The following is a 25,638-nucleotide window of genomic DNA, read 5'->3' on the forward strand; positions in this document are numbered from 1 at the left end:
CGCCGTCCAACCCCATTCCTTCAGCCCGCGCGTTCGACTCCCTGTCCCACACACGGAGTCACGCCATGTCGCACCGTCTGACCGTCACCCTGCTGGCCGCCGCGCTGCTGGCCGCCTGCCAGTCCAACCCCACCGCCCAGACTTCGCCCGAAGCCGACTCGACCGCTGCCGATGCGGCCGCCGCCGTCGATACCTACGCACGCCAGGATGCGGAAGCAGCACGGCGCGAGCAGGCCACGCTCGACAGCGTCGTCGTTACCGGCAACCGCTTGCGCAGCCAGCAGGCCAAGGCCGCGATGGCCACGGGCGCCGCCTACGCGCCCGCGCCGCCGCCCCCGGCCGCCCCCGCGATGCTGATGGAATACCGGGCGGCCAACATCGCCGTCGCCCCGCAGGCGCCGCCGGCCACCACCGAGAAGTACGCCGAGCGCGACGACAACCCGGTGCATCGCACGCTGGACCAGCCGGTCTCGACTTTCTCCGTCGACGTGGACACCGGCAGCTACAGCAACGTGCGCCGCATGCTGCGCGAAGGCCAGCGTCCGCCCGCCGACGCGGTGCGCGCGGAGGAATTCATCAACTACTTCCGCTACGGCCATACGGTGCCGGCCGATCGCAGTCGGCCGTTCGCCGTGACCACGGAACTCGCGCCTGCGCCGTGGAACGCCAAGCGCCAGTTGCTGATGGTCGGCATCAAGGGCTACGACGTGCCGAAAGCGACACTGCCGCCGTCCAACCTGGTGTTCCTGCTGGACACGTCCGGCTCGATGGAGTCGCCGGACAAGCTGCCGCTGTTAAAGCAGTCGTTCGCCCAGCTCATCCCGCAGCTGCGTGCGCAGGACCGCGTCAGCATCGTCGTCTACGCAGGCTCGGCAGGCCTGGTGTTGCCGCCAACGCCCGGCGACCGGCATGACGAGATCCTTGCCGCACTCGACCGCCTGCAGGCGGGCGGCAGTACGAATGGCGGCGACGGCATCCGGCTGGCGTACGCGATGGCCAGGCAGGCCTTCGTCAAGGAGGGCGTGAACCGGGTGATCCTGGCCACCGACGGCGACTTCAACGTCGGCACCGTCAGCCAGGACGCACTGGAAACGATGGTGGCCGACCAGCGGGCGTCGGGCATCGCGCTGACCACGCTGGGCTTCGGCACCGGCAACTACAACGATGCACTGGCCGAGAAGCTGGCCGATGTCGGCGACGGCAACCATGCCTACATCGATACGCTGCAGGAAGGCCGCAAGGTGCTGGTGGACGAGATGCAGTCCACGCTGATGACCATCGCCCGCGACGTGAAGATCCAGGTGGAGTTCAATCCCGCCGTCGTGTCGGAGTACCGCCTGATCGGCTATGAGAACCGCGTGCTCGCCAACGAGGACTTCGCCAACGACAAGGTCGACGCCGGCGACATCGGCGCGGGCCACGAAGTCACCGCGCTGTACGAGATCACGCCGGTCGGCAGCGGTGCCGATCGCCTGCCTGCGCTGCGCTATGGCAGCAAGCAGGTCGCCGCGGGTGCCTCCACCACCGAGGTCGCCCACGTCCGCCTGCGCTACAAGCTGCCGGGCCAGGACAGCAGCCGCCTGATCGAAACCCCGATCGCGCGGACGTCGCTGACGACACAGCCCAGCGACGCATTCCGCTTCGCCAGCGCCGTGGCGGCCTATGCCGATCTGCTGCGTGGCGGACAGCGCATCGATGGCTGGAACTGGAATGATGTCGCCCGCACCGCACGTGCATCGGCAGGGCGTGATCCTTACGGCCTGAAGGCGGAATTCGTCGGCATGATCGAGCAGGCGCACCGGTTGGTCGCCGTGAAGGACGAGGCGCCGGCCATTGCCGGCGAGTGAACCTGGCGTGGCGCGGGTCCAGGGATGGACCCCGCCATGTTTTCCCTCTGACACAGTAGCTCAGCCGCCATGTTGGTTCGCAAAGTTGCCTTGCTTCTCGCCCTGCTCTGTCCCGCTTCGTCGTTCGCGACAAGCTGCGGGATCCACATCATGGTCGTCAATCATCGTGCGCACGGCATCACGGTGCAGTTGAAGAGTTTCCATATGGATCGGATGCTTCCGGCGCCATCGCCAGAGGACTTCGATACGCCTGTCTACGGCGACGACGTACCGCCTTATCTCTCGTCACTGGAACAGGTCGATGTTCCCGCTGGCGAAGCCGTCGAGGTGCGATTCCGCCGGCTCTGCGTGGGCGACTTCTGGCTCAACTGGCGGACCGTTCCCGTCGCGGGTGAAGCCACGAGGTCGGGGCAACTGCGGCCCCACGACGGACAGTCCATCGACATCCGTTAGCGCGGCAGGCGTGGCGCACGCTCAGGCGGCGTCGACCACCACCGTTTCCATCTGCGCCGCAGGCCGGCCCAACAGGTAGCCCTGGCCGAGATGGCAGCCCAGTTCGATCAACGACTGGCGCTGCTCTTCCGTCTCCACGCCTTCGGCGATCGTCTCGATGCCCAGCGTGCTGGCGAGCGCCAGGATGGCCCGTACCAGTGCCAGGCTTTCCGGACGTGCCTCGTTGCCCAGGCCTGACACGAAACTGCGGTCGATCTTCAGTACCGAGATCGGGAACCGGTGCAGGTAGGACAGCGCCGAGAATCCCGTACCGAAATCGTCCAGCTGCGCGAGGATGCCGTGCTGGCGCAGCGTGCGCAGGATGCGCAGCGTCCGCGGCGCGTCGTCGAGCAGCGCGACCTCGGTGATTTCCAGACGCAGGCGCGACGGATCGGCGCCCTGCGCCTCGAACATCGCCAGCAGGCGGTCGCCGAAATCGGGCGAACGGAAATGCCGCGGCGAGACGTTGACGGAGATATAGCCTTCGACGCCACGCGCGATCTGCCTCACCACCTGTTCGTACAGCAGCCAGTCGACCTGTTCGATCAGGCCGCTGTGCTCGCCCAGGCCGATGAACTCTGCCGGCAGCAGCAGGCCACGTCGCTCGTGCTGCCAGCGCAGCAGCGCTTCGTGGCCGATGACGCGACCGTCGTCCATGCGCCGGATCGGCTGGTAGAACGGCAGGAAATCGCGATGGTTGATCGCGCGGCGTAGGTCGGCTTCGAGATCCAGGCTCTGCACGGCGGCTTCGCGCATGGCCTCGTCGAACATCGCGCAGCGGTCGCGCCCCTGCTCCTTCGCGCGGTACATCGCCGCGTCCGCGTCGCGCAGCAGTTCTTCGCCATTGCGGTAACGGGGGTGCCAGACCGCGATGCCGAGACTAGCCGACGGGAACAGTTCGCGCCCGGCCACCCACATCGGCAGGCCGAGCACGGCGAGCAGGCGCTGGGCGAAGTCGCGCACGTTCTCGACGCCTTCAGCGTATTCCACCAGCAGCGCGAATTCGTCGCCGCCCAGGCGCGACACCACGTCCTCGTCGCGCACGCTCATGGTGATGCGGCGCGCGACCTCCACCAGCAGTTCGTCGCCAGCGGCGTGACCCATGCTGTCGTTGACCAGCTTGAACCGGTCCAGGTCGAGGAACAGCACGGCGAAGGCCTGACCATCGCCATGCCGCGCGCGCTCGATCGCGGCCGACAGGCGATCCAGAAGATGCGGGCGATTCGGCAACCCGGTCAGCGCGTCATGCGTGGCCTGGTGGGTCAGCTGCTGTTCGACGCGCAGGCGCTCGCCGATCTGGGACCGCAACTGGTGGTTCGCCTCGGCCAGCTCGCGCGTACGTTCGTCGACGCGGCGCTCCAGCTCGGCATGCGCACTGCGCAGGCGCTCCTGCGCGCGCTGGCGATCCAGACCGTTGCCAATATGGTGGGCCACGAAGGTCAGCAGGTTCTGGTCGTGCGGGGTGAACTTCACGTCGTCGGAGTAGCTCTGCACCACCACCGTCCCCACGACGTCTTCGCCGCGGAACAGCGGCACGCCCAGCCAGCTGTGGGCGGGCGGTCCGTGCTGCAGCACCTTGCCGGCTTCCGCCAGCTGGCCGATCACCTCGCGGTCGGCCAGCAGCGGCCGGCCGGTTTCGATGACGTACTCGGTCAGGCCATTGGTCATGCGGCGCGACTTGCGCATGGGGTCGCGCTCGTCGATCGAGTACGGGAAGTTCAACTGCCCGCCGTCGTCGGAGACCAGCGCGATATAGAAGTTGCGCGCATTGATCAGTTCGTCGACGACCGTGTGCACGTCGGCATAGAAGCGTTCCAGGCTCTCCGACGTGATGGCCAGGTCGGTGATGCGGAACAGCGCACGCTGCAGCTTCTCCGCGCGTTTGCGTTCCATGATCTCGGCCTGCAGCTCGCGGTTGGCGCGCTGCAACTCATGCGTGCGCACCGCCACGCGGTGTTCCAGTTCGACATGGGCGTGCTTGCGGTCGAGCGCGGTGAGGATGTGCTGGGCGACGTAGCCCAGCAGCGCGCGGTCTTCGTCCGCGTAACTGGCCGGGGCGTCGTAGCTCTGCACGACGATGGCGCCGCAGACATGGTCGTCGCGACGCATCGGTACGCCTAGCCAGTCCAGGCTGTCCGGGCCATGCGAAGGATCGCGGACCACGCCCAGCTTCTGCCGGATCACCGCCGAGGGTCCGCGCAGCGGTTGTCCGTGACGCAACAGCGCGAACGTCATGCTGTTGACCATTTCCTCCTCGCCAAACTCCCGCTCGGGTTCGGCGATATAGGGGTCGCGCTGGTCGGCGAAGTAGAGGAAGCGAACGGTCCGGCGCTGGTCGTCGTACAGGACGATGTAGCAGTTCTCCGCGTACATCAGCGAGTTCACCACCGCATGGATGCGGCGGAGCATCTCCGGCATTTCGAGGTCGGCGCCGGCGAGGTCGGCGATCTCGTAGAGCGCCTGCTGCAGGCGCTTGGACTTTTCCAGCGACACCACGCGGGCCTGCGCCCGCGAGGCATCCAGCGACGTCACCAGCAGCGTGCGCGCCAGCAGGACCCACGAGGCCTCCTCGGCCTCCGCCAACGGCGCCGGCAGCGCCAGCGCCAGCGCAACGCGGGCATTGCCGTCGGCGTTGTCCCAGGCATACGCGCGTGATTCGGGCCCGTCGTGCTCGACGATGGCTTCGGCCAGGGCATGTTCGGCGCGTCGCCGCAGTGCGCTGGACGCGCCCGGTGTGGCACCGCTGCCGTTGCCCAAAGCCCAGTCGCGCCAGCAGACCGCCAGTTCAGCGCCCTCCGGCAGCAACCCACGCAGGACCCTCGCGATCCGTTCCGCCGGGGAGGCGTCCGCGCTGGCTGGGTTGTCGGCGCTGATCGATGGCGTAGGCATGCCCGTGGTCCGACCGAGTCGGTGTGCAGTATCTGGAAGTCCCCCGGCGGCGAGCATACCGCCTGCCACCCCCTGAACGGAAACCGCGTACACAACCCCGCCGCCGGTCTTCGGCCGTTTGCCATGCATGTGCCTGCTTTCCCTGCTCCCGCCGCTCTCGCTGCCCCGGCCGTGCTTCCGCAAGCCCGGCCGAGGATGAACATGACGGGCTCCGGCCCTTGCCCCAGCTTCACGGGCGCGCAGCGAGCGCTTACGCTGGCGCTGGTGAACGACCTTGCCGAACCCGCCGACGAGACCCTGATGCTGGCTTACGCCGCGGGCGACGCGTCGGCCTTCGAGCAGCTCTATGCGCGCCACCGCGGCCCGCTGTACCGGTTCCTGCTGCGGCACCTGCGCGACGCCGCGCTGGCCGACGAGTTCTTCCAGGACACCTGGCAGCGCGTGATCAGCGCGCGCCAGGGCTGGAAACCGGAAGCGGCGTTCGGGACCTGGCTGTACCGGATCGCGCACAATCGCCTGAACGACCACTGGCGCGCATCGAAGCATCGCCCCGCCGCACCGGACGATGCGGATGAACGCACGGCACGCGTGCCGGATCCGGACACGCCGGAGCGGCAGCTGTCCGAGTTCGAGCAGCGTCGGCGGTTGCAACTGGCCATGGACGAATTGCCAGCCGAGCAGCGCGAAGTGCTGCTGCTGCGGCTGGAGCAGGAACTGACCCTGGAGGAGATCGGCGAGATCACCGGCGTGGGCCGGGAAACCGTGAAGTCGCGCCTGCGGTATGCGATGGACCGGTTGCGGACGAGATTGAACGAATGAGCATGCCCCACGAGCCCCTGACCCCCGAAGAGCGCGCCCTCGCGCAGTCGCTGTCCCGGCTGGGACCGCACGGCGGCCCGTCGCCCGACCTGGATGCACGCATCCTCGGCGCGGCGCGTGCTGCCGTGCAGCCGTCCACGGCGACGACGGAACAGGTGCGGCCTGCACGCCGTCGCTGGCCCCTGGGCATGGGGGTGGCGGCGTCGATGCTGCTCGCGGCCGGTATCGCCTGGCAGCTTCGTCCGATGCACGAAATGCCGATCGCCAGCGAAGCACCGATGGACGCGGAGCGGTCAGCCGGCGTGGACGCGGAACCCCAGGCTGCCGACGCCGCCGCCGCTGCGATGCCGATCGCCGATGTGCCGCCGCCCGCCGCCATCGCGGTGGAAGAAGCGCCCACCCCGATGGCGGCCAAGATATCGCCGCCGCCCGCTGTCGCACAGACGCCCCCGACACCCGGACCTGCCCGCCAGAATGCGGAAGCGGCCGCCCGGCAGGAACCCGCGCCGAAACGCGGTCCCCTGGCGCTGATCCCGGTGCCCGCGAGCCCGCCTGCGCCTCCCGCGCCCGAGCCAGCACCACAGGCGTTTCCCGCGGAGGCCGACAGCTATTCGTATTCGGCACCTGCCCCGGCCGCGACAGCGGCGTCGGAGGCCGCGTTGCGCGAACAGGTACAGCAGCGTATCGGCGCCCAGCAGGAGCAGGAGCAACGGGCGCGGCAGGTCGAGTACCGGCGGGAAGCAGCGGCTGAAGCAGCGGCCAAAGCCGAAGACAACCGAACGCTCGACACCATCGCCGTCACCGGCAACCGGGTGAAGTCGCGGGAACGCCGCTCCAAGGCACAGGACGTCGTCTCGGCACCCGCGCCGGCGCCCGCCATGGCCCCGCCTCCCCCGCCACCGCCTGCCGCGAGTGCAGGCAGTGTCCAGCCCAGTGCTGCACGCAATGCGTTGCGCCGCACCGATCTGCAGGTACCGGTCGATGCGGACACGCGGCTGACACCCGACGAATGGCTGGAGCGCATCCGGTTGCGCCGCGACCTGGGCGACGACGCCAATGCGCTGCGCAGCCTTCAGCTGTTCGTGCAGGAACATCCTTTCCAGCGCGTGCCGGACGACTTGCGCCCCCTGCTCGGCAACCCGTGAGCGACACCCTCGCCGCACGCGCCTCGCAGTTGCTGGAGGTGAAGCACAGCCGTTTCCTCGCCCAGGCAGCGCCCGTCGGCAACGCCGACGAAGCGCTCGCGTTCCTGCGCGAGATCGGCGATCCCGCGGCGACCCACAATTGCTGGGCGTACCGGATCGGCCAGGACTACCGCTCCAGCGACGATGGCGAGCCTGCGGGAACGGCCGGCAGGCCGATCCTGGCCGCGATCGACGGCCAGGGCTTCGATCGCGTGATGGTGGTGGTGACGCGCTGGTACGGCGGCATCAAGCTGGGCGCGGGCGGACTGGTGAGGGCCTATGGCGGCGCTGCTGCGGAGTGCCTGCGGCTGGCGCCCCGTGAGCCGCTGATAGCCCTGGCGACGCTGGCGCTGACCTGCCCGTTCGACGATCTTGGGCACGTGCATGCCGCCCTGACCGCCCACAAGGCGGTAAAGCTGGACGAAGGCTTCGACGAGACCGGAGCACACCTGCGCGTGCAACTGCCCGCGGATCGCGTGGATGCCTTGAAATCGCAGCTGCGCGACGCCACCCGTAACCGGGTGCGCTTCATCGAGCCGGCATAGTCGTCCGGAAACCGGCAGGTGTTTGTGGAAGGGGCTTCCGGTACGACGGAAGCATGGCGGCCTGGTCGGGGCTGAAGCCTCTTCCACAACCGCTTTGAACATGGATTCCGCATGAGCGCCCAGATCGAGACGCCGGCCGACGCTGCCGCAAAACCCAAGGCCAAGCTGGGCACCCTGCGCGCCTTGTGGCCGTTCGTGCGCATGCACGGCGGTCTGTTCACCGCCTGGTTGCTGGCGCTGGCACTGGCCTCGGCGGCGACACTGAGCCTGCCGGTCGCGTTCCGTCAGATGATCGACAACGGGTTCACCGACGGCGCCAATATCAATCGCGCCTTCCTGTTCCTGTTCGTGGTGGCCGTGGTGCTGGCATTGGCGAGCGCGGCACGCTTCTACTTCGTGTCGTTGCTGGGCGAGAAGGTCGTTGCCGACCTGCGCGGCCAGTTGTATGGCCATCTGATCGGACTGGATGCGGAATTCCACGACCGCACCCGCAGCGGCGAACTGGTGTCGCGACTGTCGGCAGACAGCGAACTGCTGCGCACCGTGGTGGCCACCAGCATGTCGGTCGCACTGCGCAGCAGCGTCACCGTCATCGGCAGCCTGGCCATGCTGTTCGTCACCAGCCCGCGCCTGGCGGCGTTCGCGCTGATCGGCATCCCGCTGGCCGTATTGCCGATCGTGCTGGGGGCACGCCGGCTGGAAAAAGCATCGCGCGCCAGCCAGGACCGTGTGGCCGACGCCAATACGCTGGCCAGCGAAACCCTCGGCGCCGTGCGCACCGTGCAGGCGCATGCGCGTGAACCGTACGAGCGAGGTCGCTTCGGCGCTGCCATCGCGACCGCCGTGGAGACCGCGCGTCGCCGCATCCGCGCGCAGGCATGGGTCACTGCTGCCGCGATCACGCTGATCTTCGGCGCCATCACACTGGTGCTGTGGTCCGGCGCGCATGACGTCATCGACGGCACGATGAGCGCAGGCACCCTCGGCCAGTTCGTCCTGTATGCCCTGATCGGCGGTGGCTCCGTCGGCGCCCTGGCCGAGGTCTGGAACGAACTGCAGCGCGCGGCCGGCGGCATGGGCCGCATCGCCGAACTGCTGGGCGAAACCCCGGCGATCCGCGCACCTGCCACGCCGCACGCGCTGGCCGCACCGGTGAAGGGTGAGATCCGTTTCGACAACGTCTCCTTCCACTATCCGTCCCGCCCCGACCTGCCCGCGCTCGACGACTTCGACCTGACCGTGCATCCGGGCGAGACCGTCGCGCTCGTCGGCCCGTCCGGCGCCGGCAAGAGCACCGTGTTCTCGATGCTGCTGCGCTTCCACGACGCGCAGACCGGCAGCGTGCGCGTCGATGGCGTCGACCTGCGCGAACTGGCACCGTCCGACCTGCGCGAGCACATTGCGCTGGTGCCGCAGCAGCCGACGATCTTCGCCGCCAGCGCGGCCGAGAACATCCGCTACGGCAAGCTGGACGCCACCGACGCCGAGTTGCAGGCCGCCGCGGAAGCCGCAGAAGCCGACGACTTCATCCGCGAACTGCCTGGCGGCTTCGACAGCCAACTGGGCGAGCGCGGCGCTCGCCTGTCCGGTGGCCAGCAGCAGCGCATCGCCATCGCGCGCGCCCTGTTGAAGGATGCCCCCATCCTGCTGCTCGACGAAGCCACCAGCGCGCTGGATGCGCAGAGCGAGCGGGCCGTGCAGAACGCACTGGAGCGACTCATGGACGGGCGTACCACGCTGGTCATCGCACACCGCTTGGCGACCGTGCAGAAGGCCGACCGCATCGTGGTCATGGATCGCGGCCGCATCGTCGCGCAGGGCACCCATGCGGAACTGCTGGCGCAGGACGGCCTGTACGCCGAACTGGCGCGGCTGCAGTTCCTCGACTGATCCGCCGCCTGGGCGCACCGATGACGGCCGCGCATCCCGTGGTCTAGGATGCGGCGGTTGCCCGCCGGAGTCCGTGCATGATTCCCGACTCGTTGCCGCCGCTGCTGCGCGGACTCGGTACCGCCCTGATCCTGCTGACCAGCGCGCTGGTGGTCGTGGTGGAGCGGAGAGCGGATGACGATGCCGTCGCACTCGCCGCGATGACGCAACTGGCGGTCAAGGCGGAAGAAGCCATGCACCACGGCGAAACCGGCGCCGACGCGCTCGCCACCGAAGTCCGCCTGCTTCGCCTGCAACTGCAGGGCAACGACCTGGCCGACGATGTCTTCGAGAACCCGTGGTTCCAGTGGCTGGGCCTGCTCGGCACCGGCCTGATCGCGGCATCGTTCTTCGCCGAGTGGCGACTCAAGCGCGAGGTCGCCCGCGCAGCGCGGGCGGTGGCGCCCAACGCGCCCTGACGGATCAGGCCACCGCGTCGGCCTGCACCAGCGCCGGCACGCGGCGCGGACGGCTGGGGAAGGCATGCCGCACGATGCGCCAGCAGACCTGGCCGAACTGCGTGAACAGCGTGCCGGTGTTGTAGTGCTGGCCGTAGCGGGCGCAGATGGCACGGACTTCCTTGGCCATTTCTGCATAGCGGTTGGCAGGGATATCGGGGAAGAAGTGGTGCTCGATCTGGTGGCTCAGGTTGCCCGACATCACGTTCATCAGGAAGCCGCCACGCAGGTTCGACGAGCCACGCAGCTGGCGCAGGTACCAGTGGCCGCGCGACTCGTTCTTGATGCATTCCTTCGGGAACGTCTCCGCGTTGGCGGTGAAGTGGCCGCAGAAGATGATCACGTAGGTCCACACGTTGCGCAGGCCGTTGGCGACCATGTTGCCGAGCAGGACCGGCAGGAAGAACGGACCGGCCAACGCCGGATAGATCACGTAATCCTTCGCCAGCTGCCTGCCCATCTTGCGCACCACCGGCGCGGATTTGCGGCGCAGCTGCTTGTTGGTCATCTTGCCGCTCCACCAGCGGCCCAGTTTCAGGTCCTGGATGGCGATGCCCCACTGGAACAGCAGCGCGAACACCACCGCGACGAACGGCTGCACCAGGTAGAACGGGCGCCACTTCTGCTCGGGGAAGATGCGCAGCAGGCCGTAGCCGATGTCGTCGTCCAGCCCGCGCACGTTGGTATAGGTGTGGTGGCGGAAATTGTGGGTGTGCCGCCAGTTGTCGCTGGTGGCGACGATGTCCCAGTCGTAGGTCTTGCCGTTGAGCTGCGGATCACCCAGGAAGTCGTACTGGCCGTGGATGACGTTGTGGCCCAGCTCCATGTTGTCCAGGATCTTGCCCAGGCCCAGCGAGAACGCACCCAGCGCCCACAGCACCCAGAACAGCCAGCCCACCGCGCTGTCGGCCAGCCACAGGCCGCCGGCGACCGCGGCGGAGAACAGCAGCACGCGGCCGATCAGGTTGGTGTAGCGCACCGCCTTCACCACGTTGCGGATGTAGCGTGCGTCGCGGGCGCCCAGCGTGGCGACGGTCTGCGCGCGCAGGGCGTCGAGTTCCTCGCCGAAACGGTCCAGTTCGTCGGTGCTGAGCTTGCGGTTGCGGGAAGAGGCCATCAGAGATCCAGCTCGAGGTCGGTGGCGGCGCTGTGGATGCACAGCTTCAGCGCCTGGGTGGGTTCGTGCGCAAGGTCGCCACTGGGCAGGTGGCGGGTGCTGCCCGCGGACTTGCCGCAGGCGCAGGTGTTGCAGATGCCCATGCGGCAGCCCGACGGCGGCTTCAGACCCTGCGCCTCCAGCGCGTCCAGCAACGACGTTCCGCGCGCCACACGCAGGGTGCGCCCGCTGCGTTGCAGGCGGATGTCGACTTCGCCTTCGTCCACCACCGTCACCGGCGGCGCAGTGAACGCTTCGGCCTGGAAGGCAGCGACACGTGACGCGAGCAACCCGCGGGCGGTTTCGACGAAGCCACCCGGACCGCAGGCCATCACCTGCTGCACGGACAAGTCACCCGCATGCGCGGCCAGCAGCGCATCGTCGATGCGACCTGCGGCTTCGTCGCCGGCGGAGGCGGCTTCGCGCGTCAGCAGTAGGCGGAAGCGGAACCGCGGATGTGCGGATGCGAGCGCGCGCAGTTCGTCGAGGAAGCAGGCTTCCTCGCGGCGACGCACCCAGTACAGTAGGGTCAGATCGACCGGCATGCCCTGCCCGGCCAGTTCGCGGACCAGCGCCATCAGCGGGGTGATGCCGCTGCCGGCGGCCAGCAACAGCAGCGCGTTATCCGGGGACGCGGGAAGCGTCATCTCGCCGAAGGCCTGGCCCAGTTCGACGATGTCGCCGATGCGGGCGCCTTCGCACAGGTAGCGGCTGACCTTGCCGCCCTCGATCGCCTTGACGGTGATCGGCAGCAGGCCGTCGGCACGCGGCGGCTCGGTCAGGCTGTAGCTGCGGGTCACGCGGGCGCCATCAATCTCGACGCCCAGGTTCACATGCTGGCCGGCGCGATGGCCGGCCCAGTGCCGGTTCGGCTTGAACAGCAGGGTCACGGCGTCGGTCGACGCGGTTTCGCGAGCGACCAGGCGGGCCAGCGGCCGCTCCCAGGTCCAGGTGCGGTGGAAACGGGTGGCCCAGAAATCGAAGATATCCGGCTTCACCAACGGCCGGATGAGGCGTTTCAGGGGACCGGGCCGGCGGGGGGTCGGACGGATCTGGGCGTTCATGGCCTCACTATACCGCCGTGAAGACGCTTGTGTATACACTTGTATATTAATTTACGGGGCTATGATGCCCCTACCACCCCGTATGCCCGGTCTCTCCGCGTGATTCCCAACCCGCAACCGCAGCTCCAGGACGACCACGGCCCCGGCCGCAAGGCGTCCATTTCACGCGAAGACCTGATGGCGGCCGCCCTGAAACTGGTGGGCCCGCACCGCAGCGTCTCGACCCTGAGCCTGCGCGAAGTGGCCCGAGAGGCTGGCATCGCACCCAACAGTTTCTACCGCCAGTTCCGCGACATGGACGAACTGGCGGTGGCGCTGATCGACCTGGCCGGCCGCTCGCTGCGCAAGATCATCGGTGAAGCGCGACACCGCGCCACCAGCAGCGACCGCAGCGTGGTGCGCGGCTCGGTGGAAGCGTTCATGGAGCAGCTGCGCGCCGACGACAAGCTGCTGCACGTGCTGCTGCGCGAAGGCAACGTCGGCTCGGACGCGTTCAAGCATGCGGTGGAACGCGAACTGCAGTTCTTCGAGGAAGAGCTGTGCATCGACCTCATCCGGCTGGCCGCGCGCGACAACGCGCCGCTGCACGAACCTGCACTGGTCTCCAAGGCGATCACCCGCCTGGTGTTCGCGATGGGCGCCACCGCAATGGACCTGCCTCCGGAAAAGGATCCGGAACTGATCGAACAGCTCTCGGAAATGGTCCGCCTGATCATCACCGGCTCGCGTGCCCTCGCCTCGCGCGGCGGCGGCCGCTGACCGGCGATTCCGTCAGGGCGTGATGCGGATCGGCGTGCCCACCGGCACGCGCTGCCAGATCGCCTCGATCTCGGCGTTGGTCACGGCGATGCAGCCTTCCGTCCAGTCCGATTGCGATCCCGGCGGCGTGGCGCCATGGATCATGATGTCACCGCCCGGGTCGACGCCTCGCGCCACGGCCTGCCGGCGATCGGCCTCATTCGGATAGGACACACGCAATGACAGGTGGAAGCGGCTGCGGTCGTTGCGATACGTGATGCGGTAGTCGCCTTCCGGCGTGCGCTGGTCGCCCTGCTGCCGCTTGTGCCCTATCGGCGCACCGCCCAGCACGATGCGGTAGGTTGCGATGACGCGGCCACCGCGCAACAGATCCATCTTCCGCTGCGTCTTGTAGACATGGATCGCGTCCGCCTGCTGAGCGGCAGGCAGCAAGGGCGGCGGCCATCGTGTCGGTTCGCGCGCCTGCGACGACAGGCCGAGGGCGGCGAGCAGCAGGATCGGCCAGCGCCAGCGGCTCATGCCGGCAACGCCCGTGACAGCAATGCACCGACGTCCGCATCATCGGGCAGTGTGCCGAATGCAAGCCCATGCTCGCCGCCCAGCCGGCTGCGCACGAACAGCGCGGCTGCCGGACTGCCTGCACGCAGCAGCACCGCTGCCTGCAGTGCCAACGCCAGCCGTTCGACCAGCATGCGCGTACCGGCCTCGCTCGCCGACGACAAGTCCGTCCGCAGGCGATCGACGAACGCGTCGTAGATCGCATCCCTGCCCGAGGCCGACGCGAGTTCGACAGCCACCGACTCGCGCGTGCCGGACTCACGCGACAGCGCCCGCAACACATCGAGGCACTGGATGTTGCCGCTGCCTTCCCAGATCGAGTTGAGTGGCGCCTGCCGGTACAGCCGCGGCAGGATCGATTCCTCCACATAACCGGCGCCGCCCAGGCATTCCTGCGCTTCGTTGACGAACGTCGGTGCGCGCTTGCAGATCCAGTACTTGCCCACCGCCGTGGCGATCCGCGCGAACGTCGCTTCGTGCGGATCGCGCGACGCTGCATCCACCGCCCGCGCCACCCTCAAAGCAAACGCGGTGGCCGCTTCGGATTCCAGCGCGAGATCGGCCAGCACATTGCGCATCAAGGCATGGTCGACCAGCGGCTTGCCGAACGTCATGCGATGGCGCGCATGGTGCAGCGCCTGCGCGAGTGCCATGCGCATTTCCGCAGCGGACCCCAGCATGCAGTCCAGCCGCGTCAACATCACCATCTCGATGATGCTCGCCACGCCGCGCCCTTCCTCGCCCACGCGCCAGGCGTGCGCACCGATGAACTCGACTTCGCTGGAGGCGTTCGCCCAGTCGCCCAGCTTGTCCTTCAGCCGCATCAGCCGGAGAGCATTCTTTCCGCCGTCATCCAGGCGGCGCGGCATCAGGAAGCAGGTCAGGCCACCTTCCGCCTGCGCCAGCACCAGGAAGCCATCGCACATCGGTGCCGAGAAGAACCACTTGTGGCCGACCAGCGCGTACGTGCCGTCACCGTGCGGCGTTGCGGTGGTGGCGTTGGCGCGCACGTCGGAGCCGCCCTGCTTCTCCGTCATGCCCATGCCCAGCGTGATGCCAGCCTTGTCGGCGATGGGCACATCGCGCGGATCGTAGTGCGGCGCGGAGGCTTTCGCCGCCCATGCGCGGAGGCCGGGTTCGCGTTGCAGGACGGGTACGGCGGCGTGTGTCATCGTCAGCGGGCAGCTGGTGCCCGCCTCCGCCTGATGGTGCAGATAGCTCAACGCCGCGCGCGCGACATGCGCGCCCGGTGCGGGCTCGTGCCATGACAGCCCGGCGACGCCGTGCGACTTCGCCACGTCCATCAACCGGTGATAGGCGGGATGGAACTCGACCAGGTCGATGCGCTGCCCCGTGCGGTCATGCGTGCGCAGCCGCGGGCGGTCACGGTTGGCGTCGAAGCCGAACCGGTAAAGCTCATCGCCGGCCAGTGCGCCATAGGTCGCCACCCGCGATACGAACGCAGCCGCCCCTTCCCGCTCGACGGCGTCGCGCAATACGACATCGTCGCCCCACAGGTCGCGCGGCTCGAACGGTGGCGGCTGGTTGTCCACGCGATGCGTTTCGAATGGAGGAAGGTCGTCCATCACCGGCTCCCGCAACAGGCTGTCGATGCCGATTGTGCCCGAGGATCGGGGTGCGCCGGGACTAGAGCGCCGAGAGGAAATCGGGCTTCAGCTTCAACGTCCCGAAGAATCCGTGCTGCGTGCCGCTGAGTACCCGCAGCATGTGACCGCGCCCACCGGGCAGGCGACCCGCGGGCAGGAAACCGACATCGCGTGCGTAGGCGACCCAGTCGAGATCGGACTGGAAGATCGGCGTCAGCCAGCGGCTCCAGAACTGGTAGACCCCGACATGCGCTTGGCGCTCGCGCTGGTAGGCATTCAGTGAGATCGCGACATCGGACTGCGCGCGGAGTGCGTCGCGCAGCGCCATCGCGTCCATCAACGCCATGTTGACGCCCTGCCCCAGCTGCGGACTCATGCCATGCGCTGCATCGCCCAGCACGACGAGCCGATCGCGATGCCAGTGACGCAACGTGACGTCACGATAGCTGGCGCGCGCCAGCTGGTCCGCATCGAGGGTATCGGCCAGGCAGGCATCCGCCTCGGGCCACAGGCGGGCGACCTCATCGCGCCACGCCGGAAGACCACGCTGCCGCCATGCATCGAAATCGGCGATGGGCAGGCTCCAGAAGAAGCTGAGCCGCGGCGTGTCGTCGCCGGGTCGCGTCCCGACCGGCAGCAATCCGATCATCTTGCGCGCGGCCACATAGCGCTGGCGCAGTTCGTCGCCCCACGCCCAGTCGTCCTGCGGTACCAGTCGCCACAGCGCGCCCCACGGATAGACAGCCTCGCGCTTCACCGCGCCGGTGGCACCGCGCAGCTTCGACGCTGACCCGTCCGCCGCGATCACCAGATCGAACGGACCATGCCAGCGCCCATGCTGGTCGCGGATGCGGCGTGTGTCTTCGCTGACTTCCTCGATGGTGTGGCCACGATGCACCTCACCGTGCTCGGCCCAGGCCTCCGCCAGCAGCGAGAACAGGGCGCCGCGCTGCATGCCCAGGCCGAACAGGCGCGCATCCAGGCCCGCATAGCGCATGTCCATCACTGCACGACCGCAAGGCGTCTCGCCGTACAGACGGTTGACGCGACGGCCATGCGTCAGCACGTCGCGCAGCAGGCCCAGTTCCCACAACACCTGCAAGCCCGTCGGCTGCAGCAGGAAGCCGGCACCGACCGGACCGAGTTCCGGCGCACGTTCGAACACCTCCACCCGGTGCCCGTCGCGCGACAGCAGCAGTGCCGCCGCCTGCCCGGCGGTGCCGTAGCCGATGATCGCGATGTGCTGGGCATCCATGGCGCGTGGCGGTCCTTCGGGGTGCGTAAACCGGTGTAGCGGAAACGACAGGCGTTAAAAAACCCCGCCGGAGCGGGGTTCAAGAAAATCGTCTTGGATTAGGCTGCCGGCGTGATGTTGGACGCCTGTGCACCCTTCGGGCCCTGGGTCAGCTCATAGCTGACGCGCTGGCCTTCCTGCAGGCTGCGGAAGCCCTTGCTGTTGATGGCGGTGTGGTGCGCAAAGACATCGGCGCTGCCATCTTCTGGCGCGATGAATCCGAAGCCCTTGGCATCGTTGAACCATTTCACGGTACCGTACGGCATAGCGCTTGTATTTCCTTTTCTGGATGCGGGTGGAATGTGTGGCGTGACGTCACACCCGCCGAGTATGCAAAGCCTGACGCGCGTTGACAATCACCCTCGCGCCAACGCGGCCACGAGGGACGGGATCCCGGAAGAGGCGGCAGCCACATTGGCCAGCACTTCGTCCATGGTGATCTCCTCGTCGGTACCGCAGCCCGCCGCCCAGTTGGCGACGATGGCCAGGCAGGCATATTCCAGGCCCATTTCCCGCGCCAGGCCCGCTTCCGGCATGCCGGTCATGCCGACCAGATCGCAGCCGTCACGGCGCATCCGGCGAATCTCCGCACGCGTCTCGAGTCGTGGCCCTTGGGTGGCGCCATAGCACCCGCCATCGAGCACCTCGACGTTCGCCTCGCGGGCCGCCGCGAGGATCTGCTGGCGAAGTAAATGCGTGTACGGGTCGCCGAAGTCGACATGCAGCACCTCAGTACCCGGCTCTTCGCAGATCGTCGAGATGCGACCCCAGGTGTAGTCGATCAGCTGGTCCGGGCAGGCCAGCACGCGTGGACCGCAGGCGTCGGTGATGCCGCCGACGGTGTTGAGCGCCAGCACACGGGTGGCACCCAGGTCCTTCAGCGCCTGCAGGTTGGCGCGGTAATTGACCTGGTGCGGCGGCACCGAGTGGCCCTCGCCATGGCGCGCGAGGAAGGCCACGCGCCGGCCGCCGAGGGTGCCGATACGGACGGGACCCGAGGGCGCACCGAAGCGCGTATCCAGTTCGCGGGCTTCCACATCCTGCAGGTCGGCCAGCTTGTAGACGCCGGTGCCGCCGATGACGGCGAGCGCGATATCGGACATCGTCATTCCTTCAGTGCGTAGATGCCCGGCAGGTTGCGCCCCTGCTCGTGGTAGTCCATGCCGAAGCCGAACACGTAGCGGTCCGCCACCTCCAGGCCCACGTAGTCGGCGCAGATGCCCGCCACGCAGCGGTCGTGCTGCTTGATGGTCAGCGCGGCGATACGCACGTCGGTGGCGCCCTGTTCCAGGCACCATTGCTTCACGGCGAGCAGCGTGTGGCCCTCGTCCAGGATGTCGTCCACCAGCAGCACACGACGGCCGTACAGCGCCGTCGCCGGCCGGTGCTTCCACACCAGTTCGCCGCCGGTGGTCTCGCCGCGGTAGCGGGTGGCGTGCAGATAGTCGAATTCCAGATCCAGCCCCAGCGCCCCCAGTTCCAGCGACAGCTGGCCGGCGAACGGCAGCGCGCCGTGCATGATGGTGAGGTAGACAGGCACTTCCCCGGCATAGTCGCGCGCGATCGGCGCCGCCATCTGCGCGATGGCGCGATCGATCGTCGCGCGGTCGACCAGCAGGTCGGCATTGGCCAGCGCATCGGCCAGCTTCGGTCGCGGATTGCCCAGCGATTCCATCAAACCACTCCCTTCAAGTTGTCGATCACGTGCGTCTGTGCGTCGCCGTAGCGCGCATCGGCGATCAGGCCATCCCATCCCAGCGCGCCGCGGCCCAGCACGCCGAGCACGGCAGCGGTGTTCAAGGCACGGCCTTCCACCGCCTTCAGCGACTCGTCCACCAGCTTCGGCGAGCAGACCAGCACCACGTCGCAGCCGGCGTCCAGGTGATCGTGGATGCGCTGCTTCACGCCACCGGCCGAGAACGCCGCCGCCATGCCGATGTCGTCGGAGAACACCACGCCACGGAAGCCCATTTCCTCTCGCAGGATCTTCTGGATCCAGAACGGCGAGTAGCCCGCCGGTTCGGGCGCGACGGCGGGATACTTCACGTGCCCCATCATCACCGCATCGGCCTTGGCCTCGATGCCGGCGACGAACGGAATCAGGTCCTCGGCGCGCAGCACGTCCAGCGAACGCGGATCGACGGCATCGTCGAAGTGCGTGTCTTCCAGCACGGTGCCGTGGCCGGGGAAATGCTTCAGCGTGGCCGCCATGCCGGCGCTGTGCATGCCGCGCACGTAGGCACGGGTGAACTCCGCCACGATCTGCGGATCGGCATCGAAGGCGCGGTTGCCGATGGCGCGGTTGCCACGCGCCAGGTCAACGACGGGAGCGAAGCTCAGGTCGACGCCGCTGGCAATGATCTCGCTGGCCATCAGCCAGGCGTGTTCTTCGGCACGCGGCAGCGCGGCCTGCGGGTCCTGCGCATACAGCTTGCCGAACACCTCCAGCGCCGGCAGGTCGCTGTAGCCGTCGCGAAAGCGCTGCACCCGGCCGCCTTCCTGGTCCACGCAGACCAGCTGCGGGCGCGGCGCGGCGGCACGGATGGCTTGCGACAGTTCCGCCACCTGGGCGCGCGAGGCGAAGTTGCGGGTGAACAGGATGACGCCGGCGACGGCGTCATGCTGCAGCCAGTCGCGCTCCTGCGCGGTGAGTTCGGTGCCGGCGATGCCGATGACGAGCATTTCGGAAAGTCCTCAGGAGATATCGGTGGCGGCGCGTTCGTCGTCCGACCACTGCGTGTACGGCCGCGACGCCAGGGCCAGATTGTAATAGCGCGCGGCGTCGGTGACCTGTTTGCCGGCCCAGGCCGGTTTCACGAAGGCTTCATCGGCGTGGTCCAGTTCGATCTCCGCCACCACCAGGCCGGCGTTGTCGCCGAGGAACTCGTCGACTTCCCACAGATGGCCCTCGTGGCGGACGTAGTGCCGGCGCTTGTCGATCACCCCGCCCACGCACAGCGCCAGCAGCGCTCGCGCATCGGCGACGGGGATGGCGTAGTCGAATTCCTGCCGGGTGGCGCCCAGCTCGCGCGATTTCAGGTTGAGGTATGCCGCATCGCCCTGGATGCGCACGCGCACCGAGGCCTTCTGTTCTCCGCGGTCCATCGCGCCCATGTCGTTGATGTAGCCCTGCGCCATCGGCACGACCTCGTGCGCAGCCTCGCGCCAGCTATCGCCGGCGACCAGGAATTTGCGCTCGATCTCGATGCCCATCAGCGCTTCTCGAACAGGGCGATCGATTCGACGTGTGCCGTATGCGGGAACATGTCCATGGCGCCCGCCGACACCAGCGTGTAGCCCTGCTCATTGACCAGATAGCCGGCGTCACGCGCCAGCGAACCGGGATGACAGCTCACGTAGACGATGCGATCGAACTGTTTCAGCGGCAGCTGCTGCAACACCTCGATCGCGCCCGAGCGCGGCGGATCCAGCAGCAGCTTGTCGAAGCCCTGCCGCATCCATGGCGCATTGCGCTGGTCCTGGGTCAGGTCGGCCGCGTGGAACTGCGCATTTCCCAGCGCGTTGCGCCCCGCATTCTCGCGGGCACGCGCCACGAGCCCGGCGTCGCCTTCCACGCCGACCACCTCGCGCACCAGGCGCGCCATCGGCAGGGTGAAATTGCCGAGGCCGCAGAACAGGTCGAGCACGCGGTCCGTCGCCTGCAGGTCGAGCAGGCTGAAGGTATGCGCGATCATCTTCTCGTTGAGCGCCGCATTGACCTGGATGAAATCCAGCGGTCGGAACGCGAGCGAGATGTCCCACGGCGACAGTCCGAACGCCAGTTGCGGCGCCTCCGGCCACAGGGGATGCACGCTCTCCACGCCCGCGGGCTGCAGGAAGATCGCGAAGCGGTGCGCCTCACCGAACGCCACCAGACGGGCAAGGTCGGCATCGCCGAGCGGCTGCAGGTGCCGGAATACCAGCGCGACGCCGTCGAAATCGGCCGTCGCGTCGCCGGCAATGAATTCGATCTGCGGAATGTGCTCACGCACGTCCAGGCTTTCAACGAGCGCGGCGAAGTCGGCGACCTTGCCACCGATCTCGGGAATGACGGTATGGCACTCGGACAGGTCGGCGACGAAGCGCGGGTCCTGTTCGCGGAATCCGACCAGCGTCTTGTCCTTCTTGTTGACCCGGCGCACCGAGAAGCGTCCCTTGCGGCGGTAGCCCCAGTTGGCGCCGGTCAGCGACGGCAGCACCATGCCGGGCGAGACGTGGCCGATGCGCTCCAGGTTCTCCAGCAACACGCGCTGCTTGGCCTCGATCTGGCGGTTCTCGTCCAGGTGCTGCAGCACGCAGCCGCCGCAGGTGCCGAAATGGGGGCAACGGGGTGCGACGCGATCGGACGAGGCCTCCAGGACGTCCAGCGTCCGGGCCTCGTCGAAATGACGGTTCTTCGCCGTCTGTTCCGCCATCACGCGCTCACCGGGCAGCGCCCCCGACACGAATACCGCCTTGCCGTCACGGCGGGCGACACCGCGCCCGTCGTGGGTCAGGTCGGTGATGGAGGCTTCAAAGGGGGTCTTGTCGATGCGGGGAGAGCGGGTACGGGCCACGTGGCGTCAGGCTGCGTGTGTTTGGCGGGGCGGCATTGTCGCATGGCCGCCCGACGCGCCCGGCGGGGCTAAGATGGGGCGAGTCCGCAGGAAGCCCGGCCATGCCCCTCCCCCCAGGCACGATGCCCTCGATATTGCTGGTGGAAGACGACCCCGTCAGTGCCCTGTTCCTGAGTGCGGCACTGGAAACACTGCCCGCCCACGTGCGGGTCGCCGAGGACTGCGCGCAGGCGCTGGCCGCCGGCGGCCCGTTCGATGTGTGGCTGATCGACGCCAACCTGCCCGACGGCAGCGGCACCGTCCTGCTGCAGCATCTGCGCATGCGCGACAACCTCGCGCTTGCGCTGGCGCATACGGCCGATACGACGCCGGCGATGCGAGACCGTCTTCTGCAGTCTGGCTTTACGGATGTCCTGATCAAGCCGCTGTCGGCACAGACGCTGCTGGACACCGTTCGCACGGTGCTGGGGAATGCAGGGAGCAGCGCCACGGCGTCGACATACCAGGACTGGGACGACGCGCGCGCCCTCGCCGCCCTTGCCGGCAACCGAGAGCATGTCGCGACGTTGCGGCAGCTGTTCCTCTCCGAACTGCCGGCCGCGCGCAAGGCCTGCCTGGAGGCATTCGCCCGTGCCGATGAAGCGGCACTGCGCGCCCACCTCCACCGGCTGCAGGCCAGCTGCGGTTTCGCAGGGGCTGCCGCACTGGCGGACATCGCCTCGCGCTGGCATGCCGCGCCTGCCGATGTCGGTTTCCGCGATGCGTTCTTGGCGACCAGCGAACGCCTGCTCGCGACGACGTACTGACGACGTCAGTCGACGGCGGCGCCGCGCTTCAGCCGTCCCAGCTCACCGATCATTTCCCAGGATTTCAGCCCGCGGGGGCCCAGGTGGTGCGCCAACACCGAGCGCATCGGCAGGCGCAGGCTGGCCAGATCGTCAGGAGAGGGCACGGCATCTTCCGCCAATGCCAGCAGCGCGCGGCCGGTGGCCGCCTGATTGCGCTCGCCATGACCTCGGTCACTCAGCAGGCGACGCGGTCCGTGCTCAGGATCCAGCCGGTAGCGCGCCGCGGGATCGATGGGCTCGCCATCGCCATCGCAGTCAAGCGCGAAGCCGAAACCCAGTGCCTCCACCAGGTCGCGTTCGAAGCGCCGCAACGCCCACGTCAGTCCCTCGCGCTGGCGGAGTTGTTCCCGCGTGCGGGCGTAGGCGTCGAACAGGTCGGGCAACGGGTCGTGGCGGGGCGCCAACCGCAGCACCAGTTCGTTGAGGTAGAACGCCGCCAGCATCGCATCGCCCGCAGGCTGCGGCGCTGCGTCGAGCGCTTCCGCGCTCACCAGCCTTGCCAGTTCGCCCCGCTGATCGCCCTCGATGCGGATGAGTTGCAGCGGCTGCAGCGCCGCACGCAGCACGTGCTTCTTCGGCCCCTGCACACCGCGTGCGATCAGGCCGAGCCGGCCCTGTTCGCGACCCAGCACTTCGACCAGCAGGCTGGTTTCGCGCCACGGGCGTGTATGCAGGACGAAGGCGGTGTCGCTCAGTCGCATGGAACCGGACGTCGCCGGCGCCTCACTCGTAACCGAAGGCCTTCAGCGCGGTCTCGTCGTCGGACCAGCCTTCGCGCACGCGCACCCATGTTTCCAGGAACACCTTGCGGCCGAACAGGTGCTCCATCTGCTGGCGCGACTTGCTGCCGATGTCCTTCAACCGTGCGCCGCCCTTGCCGATCACGATGGCCTTCTGGCTCTCGCGTTCCACCCAGATCACCGCACCGATGCGGGCCAGCTCGCCCTTCGGCGAGTCCTCGGTGGTGAAGTTCTCGATCTCGACGGTCGTGGCGTACGGCAGCTCCGCACCGAGCTGGCGCATCAGTTGCTCGCGGATCAGCTCGGCCGCAAGGAAGCGCTCGCTGCGATCGGTGATCTCGTCCTCGCCGAACATGGGCGGCTGCTCCGGCAGCAGGGCGAGGACATCCTTCACCAGCACGTCGAGGCCATTGCGTTTCAAGGCCGACACCAGATGCACGGCCGCGAACTCGCGCTCCTGCCCGACCTCGGCCAGGAAGGGCAGCATGGCCGCCTTCTCCTTGATCCGATCGATCTTGTTGACCACCAGCACCACCGGGATGCCGGCATCGCGCAGCACGTTGTAGGCCAGCGAGTCTTCCTCGTCCCAGCGACCGGCCTCGATCACCATCAGCGCGGCGTCGACTTCCTCCAGCGCACCGCGCGCCGCACGGTTCATCACCCGGCTCATCGCCGAGGCCGAGAACTTGCCCTGCTGCTTGTGCAGGCCGGGCGTATCCACCAGCACGATCTGGCCCGCCGGCCGGTCCTTGCCCGCCGTAAACGTCGCGATGCCGAGCAGACGGTGCCGCGTGGTCTGCGGACGGTTGGAGGTAATGCTGACCTTGGCACCCACCAGGGCATTGGTCAGGGTGGACTTGCCCACGTTGGGGCGACCGATGACGGCAACACTGCCGCTGCGGTAGGAGGAGGATGCACTCACCGGGGTACTCACTTCGAAATGTCGAGCCTGTCGAGCAACGCTGCCGCGGCGACCTGCTCGGCGTTACGGCGCGACGTACCTTCGCCGTCCGCCGTCAGCGGCGGATCCAGCGTGGTACAGCGCGCAAGGAAGAGTTTGGCGTGGTCGTCGCCGCTTTCAGAGACCAGTTCGTAGACGGGAAGCGGGCGTTGCCGTCCCTGCAGCCATTCCTGCAGCCGCGTCTTCGGATCCTTCTCGGGACGCCCCACCGGCAACGCCGCGAGCGACGTCTCGAACCATGGCAGCACCACGGTACGGCAGGATTCGAAGCCCGAATCCAGGTAGATGGCCGCGACCACGGCTTCCAGCGCATCGGCGAGGATGGAGTCGCGACGGTGGCCACCGGACTTCATCTCGCCCGGCCCCATGGTCAGGCGTTCGCCCAGTTGCAGGTCGCGCGCGATGGTCGCGAGCGAGGCTTCGCGTACCAGTTCGGCGCGGGCACGCGTCAGTGCACCTTCGTCGGCCTTGGGCCAGCGCTGGAACAGCGTCTCGGCGACCAGCAGGTTGACCACGCTGTCGCCCAGGAATTCGAGCCGCTCGTTATGCGGCGCGCCTGCGCTCCGATGCGTCAGGGCCTGCGCGAGCAGGCCCTGGTCGGCAAAGGCATGGCCGATGCGGTCAACCGCCAAATCCTTAGTCCGCGCCGTGGCGCGTCAGCGCCTGCTCGGCGTTGAAGTTGCCGACCACATCGAGGTTGCCCACCAGCGGACGGCGCACTTCGTAGTTCACCTTCATGTTCCAGCCACCTTCCATGCGCTCGATCTTCACGTGCGTCGGCTTGATGTTGGTGGCGTAGTTGATGTCCAGGCGGCGGAAGAACAGCTCGTTGATGCGACCGGGATCCATGTCGCCCACGCCCGCCTCGTTGGCCAGTCCCTTCATCGAGGACTTGACCGCGTAGAACTCCTGGTACATCGGGAACAGACGCATGGCGATGTAGGCGGCAAAGCCGACCACGGCCAGCACGATCACAAAGCTCAACAACGTCATGCCACTCTGATTGCGCTTCATTGCCATTCCCCCGTCCGTCCCCGTTAGCGTTGGTTGATCACTCGATGCCGTTGCCGATGCGCGAGCCATCGAAGCCATTCTTGCAGACCCAGCCCTTGCAGTTCAGCCAGACCAGGAAGGCCTTCCCGCGCAGATTCTGCTCCGGCAGGAAATGGTAGTCCCAGAAGCGGCCGTCCAGGCTGTTGTCGCGATTGTCGCCCATCACGAAATAGTGCCCCGGCGGCACGACCCAATCACCCTCGCCCCCTCCGTTCGGGGTCAGGCCCACGCCTTCCAGGATGGTGTGCGGCCGGCCCGGCAGGTCCTCGCGCAGCAGGGTGGCGCCGAATGCCTCGGCATTGTCGCCCGCACCGGGGTACTCACCCAGGGTCTGGTACTTCAGCGGCTGGCCATTCAGATAGACGGTATCGCCGTGGAAGCCCACCTTGTCGCCCGGCAGGCCGATCACGCGCTTGATCCAGTTGTTCTCGGGATCGTGCGGCGGTTTGAACACCACCACGTCGCCGCGCTTGGGCTCGCCGATGGCCAGGAACTTCTGGTTGGTGATCGGCAGGCGCAGGCCGTAGGAGAACTTGTTGACCAGGATGAAATCGCCGATCAGCAGGTTCGGCATCATCGAGCTGGACGGGATCTTGTACGGCTCGGCGATGAAGCTGCGCAGGATCAGCACCACGGCCAGCACCGGGAAGAACGCCCGCGAGTAATCGACCAGCACCGGCTCCTCGTCGAGCAGACCGCCCTTGGCCTTGCGGCGCTTGGCGAAGAACAGCGCGTCCACCAGCCAGATGAAGCCGCTGGCCAGGGTGGCCGTCACGAGCAGCGTTTCGAACCAGGTCATCAAACTCATTGAGCATCCTTTGGATTGCGTCGGGCTGCCGGTGGCGTCGCCACCGCAGCCATGCCTCTACTACGTGTCAC

At 67.9% G+C, this 25,638-nt stretch carries 26 protein-coding genes; 9 read left to right on the plus strand and 17 right to left on the minus strand.

The window, feature by feature from the left end; translation table 11 throughout:
- The first annotated feature begins 65 nt into the window (after nucleotides 1–65).
- Nucleotides 66–1,847 (plus strand): VWA domain-containing protein, encoded by a 1,782-nt coding sequence (locus IB225_RS02385; RefSeq protein ID WP_192309416.1) that lies wholly within the window; start codon nucleotides 66–68, stop codon nucleotides 1,845–1,847.
- 69 nt (nucleotides 1,848–1,916) lie between these two features.
- Nucleotides 1,917–2,300 (plus strand): hypothetical protein, encoded by a 384-nt coding sequence (locus tag IB225_RS02390; RefSeq protein WP_192309418.1) that lies wholly within the window; start codon nucleotides 1,917–1,919, stop codon nucleotides 2,298–2,300.
- Nucleotides 2,301–2,321: 21 nt separating this feature from the next.
- Here the strand turns inward: IB225_RS02390 and IB225_RS02395 are convergent, their stop codons facing one another.
- Nucleotides 2,322–5,228 carry an EAL domain-containing protein gene (locus IB225_RS02395; RefSeq protein WP_192309420.1) on the minus strand — a complete coding sequence of 969 codons (2,907 nt, stop codon included), beginning with the start codon at nucleotides 5,226–5,228 and terminating at the stop codon, nucleotides 2,322–2,324.
- Nucleotides 5,229–5,492: 264 nt separating this feature from the next.
- Between IB225_RS02395 and IB225_RS02400 the strand changes: the two genes are divergently transcribed.
- From IB225_RS02400 to IB225_RS02415, 5 genes are all read left to right on the plus strand, one after another.
- Nucleotides 5,493–6,047, plus strand: a complete 555-nt coding sequence (locus IB225_RS02400; protein ID WP_192310823.1) for an RNA polymerase sigma factor — start codon at nucleotides 5,493–5,495, stop codon at nucleotides 6,045–6,047.
- Nucleotides 6,048–6,049: 2 nt separating this feature from the next.
- The gene (locus tag IB225_RS20295) at nucleotides 6,050–7,192 is read left to right on the plus strand and encodes a hypothetical protein (protein ID WP_225583208.1); all 1,143 of its coding nucleotides are present in this window, start codon (nucleotides 6,050–6,052) and stop codon (nucleotides 7,190–7,192) included.
- Nucleotides 7,189–7,776, plus strand: a complete 588-nt coding sequence (locus IB225_RS02405; protein WP_345776560.1) for a YigZ family protein — start codon at nucleotides 7,189–7,191, stop codon at nucleotides 7,774–7,776. Before IB225_RS20295 ends, IB225_RS02405 begins: the two co-directional genes overlap by 4 nt.
- Before the next feature lie 111 nt (nucleotides 7,777–7,887).
- Entirely contained in the window at nucleotides 7,888–9,666 is a 1,779-nt protein-coding gene (locus IB225_RS02410; RefSeq protein ID WP_192309428.1) for an ABC transporter transmembrane domain-containing protein, read from the plus strand.
- A gap of 77 nt (nucleotides 9,667–9,743) precedes the next feature.
- Nucleotides 9,744–10,124, plus strand: coding sequence for a hypothetical protein (locus tag IB225_RS02415; protein WP_192309430.1), 381 nt, complete (start codon nucleotides 9,744–9,746; stop codon nucleotides 10,122–10,124).
- A gap of 4 nt (nucleotides 10,125–10,128) precedes the next feature.
- Here IB225_RS02415 and IB225_RS02420 read toward each other — a convergent pair whose 3' ends face one another.
- Both IB225_RS02420 and IB225_RS02425 read right to left on the minus strand, forming a co-directional pair.
- Complete coding sequence (locus IB225_RS02420) at nucleotides 10,129–11,280, minus strand: acyl-CoA desaturase (RefSeq protein WP_192309432.1); 1,152 nt, start codon at nucleotides 11,278–11,280, stop codon at nucleotides 10,129–10,131.
- On the minus strand, nucleotides 11,280–12,383 hold the full coding sequence (locus IB225_RS02425) for a ferredoxin reductase (RefSeq protein WP_192309434.1): 1,104 nt from the start codon (nucleotides 12,381–12,383) through the stop codon (nucleotides 11,280–11,282). Before IB225_RS02425 ends, IB225_RS02420 begins: the two co-directional genes overlap by 1 nt.
- 102 nt (nucleotides 12,384–12,485) lie before the next feature.
- On the opposite strand from IB225_RS02425, the gene fabR reads away from it, so the two are divergent.
- Complete coding sequence (fabR, locus tag IB225_RS02430) at nucleotides 12,486–13,142, plus strand: HTH-type transcriptional repressor FabR (RefSeq protein ID WP_345776588.1); 657 nt, start codon at nucleotides 12,486–12,488, stop codon at nucleotides 13,140–13,142.
- 12 nt (nucleotides 13,143–13,154) lie between these two features.
- On the opposite strand, the gene IB225_RS02435 is transcribed toward fabR, so the two are convergent.
- From IB225_RS02435 to rlmD, 9 genes are all read right to left on the minus strand, one after another.
- A complete protein-coding gene (locus IB225_RS02435) occupies nucleotides 13,155–13,661 on the minus strand; it encodes a L,D-transpeptidase family protein (protein WP_192309436.1) in 507 nt (168 codons plus the stop codon).
- Nucleotides 13,658–15,286: an acyl-CoA dehydrogenase family protein gene (locus IB225_RS02440; RefSeq protein WP_192309438.1), complete on the minus strand. Its 1,629-nt coding sequence runs from the start codon at nucleotides 15,284–15,286 to the stop codon at nucleotides 13,658–13,660. Before IB225_RS02440 ends, IB225_RS02435 begins: the two co-directional genes overlap by 4 nt.
- Nucleotides 15,287–15,347: 61 nt before the next feature.
- Nucleotides 15,348–16,562 carry an NAD(P)/FAD-dependent oxidoreductase gene (locus IB225_RS02445; protein ID WP_192309440.1) on the minus strand — a complete coding sequence of 405 codons (1,215 nt, stop codon included), beginning with the start codon at nucleotides 16,560–16,562 and terminating at the stop codon, nucleotides 15,348–15,350.
- 98 nt (nucleotides 16,563–16,660) lie between these two features.
- Nucleotides 16,661–16,867 (minus strand): cold-shock protein, encoded by a 207-nt coding sequence (locus tag IB225_RS02450; protein WP_055942196.1) that lies wholly within the window; start codon nucleotides 16,865–16,867, stop codon nucleotides 16,661–16,663.
- Between the two features lie 90 nt (nucleotides 16,868–16,957).
- Nucleotides 16,958–17,710: an S-methyl-5'-thioinosine phosphorylase gene (locus IB225_RS02455; RefSeq protein WP_192309442.1), complete on the minus strand. Its 753-nt coding sequence runs from the start codon at nucleotides 17,708–17,710 to the stop codon at nucleotides 16,958–16,960.
- On the minus strand, nucleotides 17,707–18,276 hold the full coding sequence (locus IB225_RS02460) for a hypoxanthine-guanine phosphoribosyltransferase (RefSeq protein WP_192309444.1): 570 nt from the start codon (nucleotides 18,274–18,276) through the stop codon (nucleotides 17,707–17,709). The genes IB225_RS02455 and IB225_RS02460 overlap by 4 nt, the downstream gene beginning before the upstream one ends.
- Complete coding sequence (gene nagZ, locus IB225_RS02465) at nucleotides 18,276–19,283, minus strand: beta-N-acetylhexosaminidase (RefSeq protein WP_192309446.1); 1,008 nt, start codon at nucleotides 19,281–19,283, stop codon at nucleotides 18,276–18,278. The genes IB225_RS02460 and nagZ overlap by 1 nt, the downstream gene beginning before the upstream one ends.
- Before the next feature lie 12 nt (nucleotides 19,284–19,295).
- Complete coding sequence (locus IB225_RS02470) at nucleotides 19,296–19,814, minus strand: CYTH domain-containing protein (RefSeq protein WP_192309448.1); 519 nt, start codon at nucleotides 19,812–19,814, stop codon at nucleotides 19,296–19,298.
- The gene (gene rlmD, locus IB225_RS02475; protein WP_192309455.1) at nucleotides 19,814–21,157 is read right to left on the minus strand and encodes a 23S rRNA (uracil(1939)-C(5))-methyltransferase RlmD; all 1,344 of its coding nucleotides are present in this window, start codon (nucleotides 21,155–21,157) and stop codon (nucleotides 19,814–19,816) included. Before rlmD ends, IB225_RS02470 begins: the two co-directional genes overlap by 1 nt.
- A gap of 101 nt (nucleotides 21,158–21,258) precedes the next feature.
- On the opposite strand from rlmD, the gene IB225_RS02480 reads away from it, so the two are divergent.
- The gene (locus IB225_RS02480) at nucleotides 21,259–21,963 is read left to right on the plus strand and encodes a response regulator (RefSeq protein ID WP_192309457.1); all 705 of its coding nucleotides are present in this window, start codon (nucleotides 21,259–21,261) and stop codon (nucleotides 21,961–21,963) included.
- 5 nt (nucleotides 21,964–21,968) lie between these two features.
- Here IB225_RS02480 and recO read toward each other — a convergent pair whose 3' ends face one another.
- From recO to lepB, 5 genes are read right to left on the minus strand one after another with little or no spacing between them, the layout of a single operon-like run.
- Nucleotides 21,969–22,706 (minus strand): DNA repair protein RecO, encoded by a 738-nt coding sequence (recO, locus tag IB225_RS02485; RefSeq protein WP_192309459.1) that lies wholly within the window; start codon nucleotides 22,704–22,706, stop codon nucleotides 21,969–21,971.
- A gap of 22 nt (nucleotides 22,707–22,728) precedes the next feature.
- Nucleotides 22,729–23,667 carry a GTPase Era gene (gene era, locus IB225_RS02490; RefSeq protein ID WP_192309461.1) on the minus strand — a complete coding sequence of 313 codons (939 nt, stop codon included), beginning with the start codon at nucleotides 23,665–23,667 and terminating at the stop codon, nucleotides 22,729–22,731.
- A gap of 8 nt (nucleotides 23,668–23,675) precedes the next feature.
- A complete protein-coding gene (rnc, locus tag IB225_RS02495; RefSeq protein ID WP_192309463.1) occupies nucleotides 23,676–24,338 on the minus strand; it encodes a ribonuclease III in 663 nt (220 codons plus the stop codon).
- Between the two features lie 4 nt (nucleotides 24,339–24,342).
- On the minus strand, nucleotides 24,343–24,720 hold the full coding sequence (locus IB225_RS02500) for a DUF4845 domain-containing protein (protein ID WP_192309465.1): 378 nt from the start codon (nucleotides 24,718–24,720) through the stop codon (nucleotides 24,343–24,345).
- A 37-nt stretch (nucleotides 24,721–24,757) separates the two neighbouring features.
- Nucleotides 24,758–25,558, minus strand: a complete 801-nt coding sequence (gene lepB / locus IB225_RS02505; protein ID WP_192310825.1) for a signal peptidase I — start codon at nucleotides 25,556–25,558, stop codon at nucleotides 24,758–24,760.
- Nucleotides 25,559–25,638 lie beyond the last annotated feature (80 nt).

This window comes from Pseudoxanthomonas sp. PXM02, assembly GCF_014851805.1.
GTDB lineage: Bacteria > Pseudomonadota > Gammaproteobacteria > Xanthomonadales > Xanthomonadaceae > Pseudoxanthomonas_A.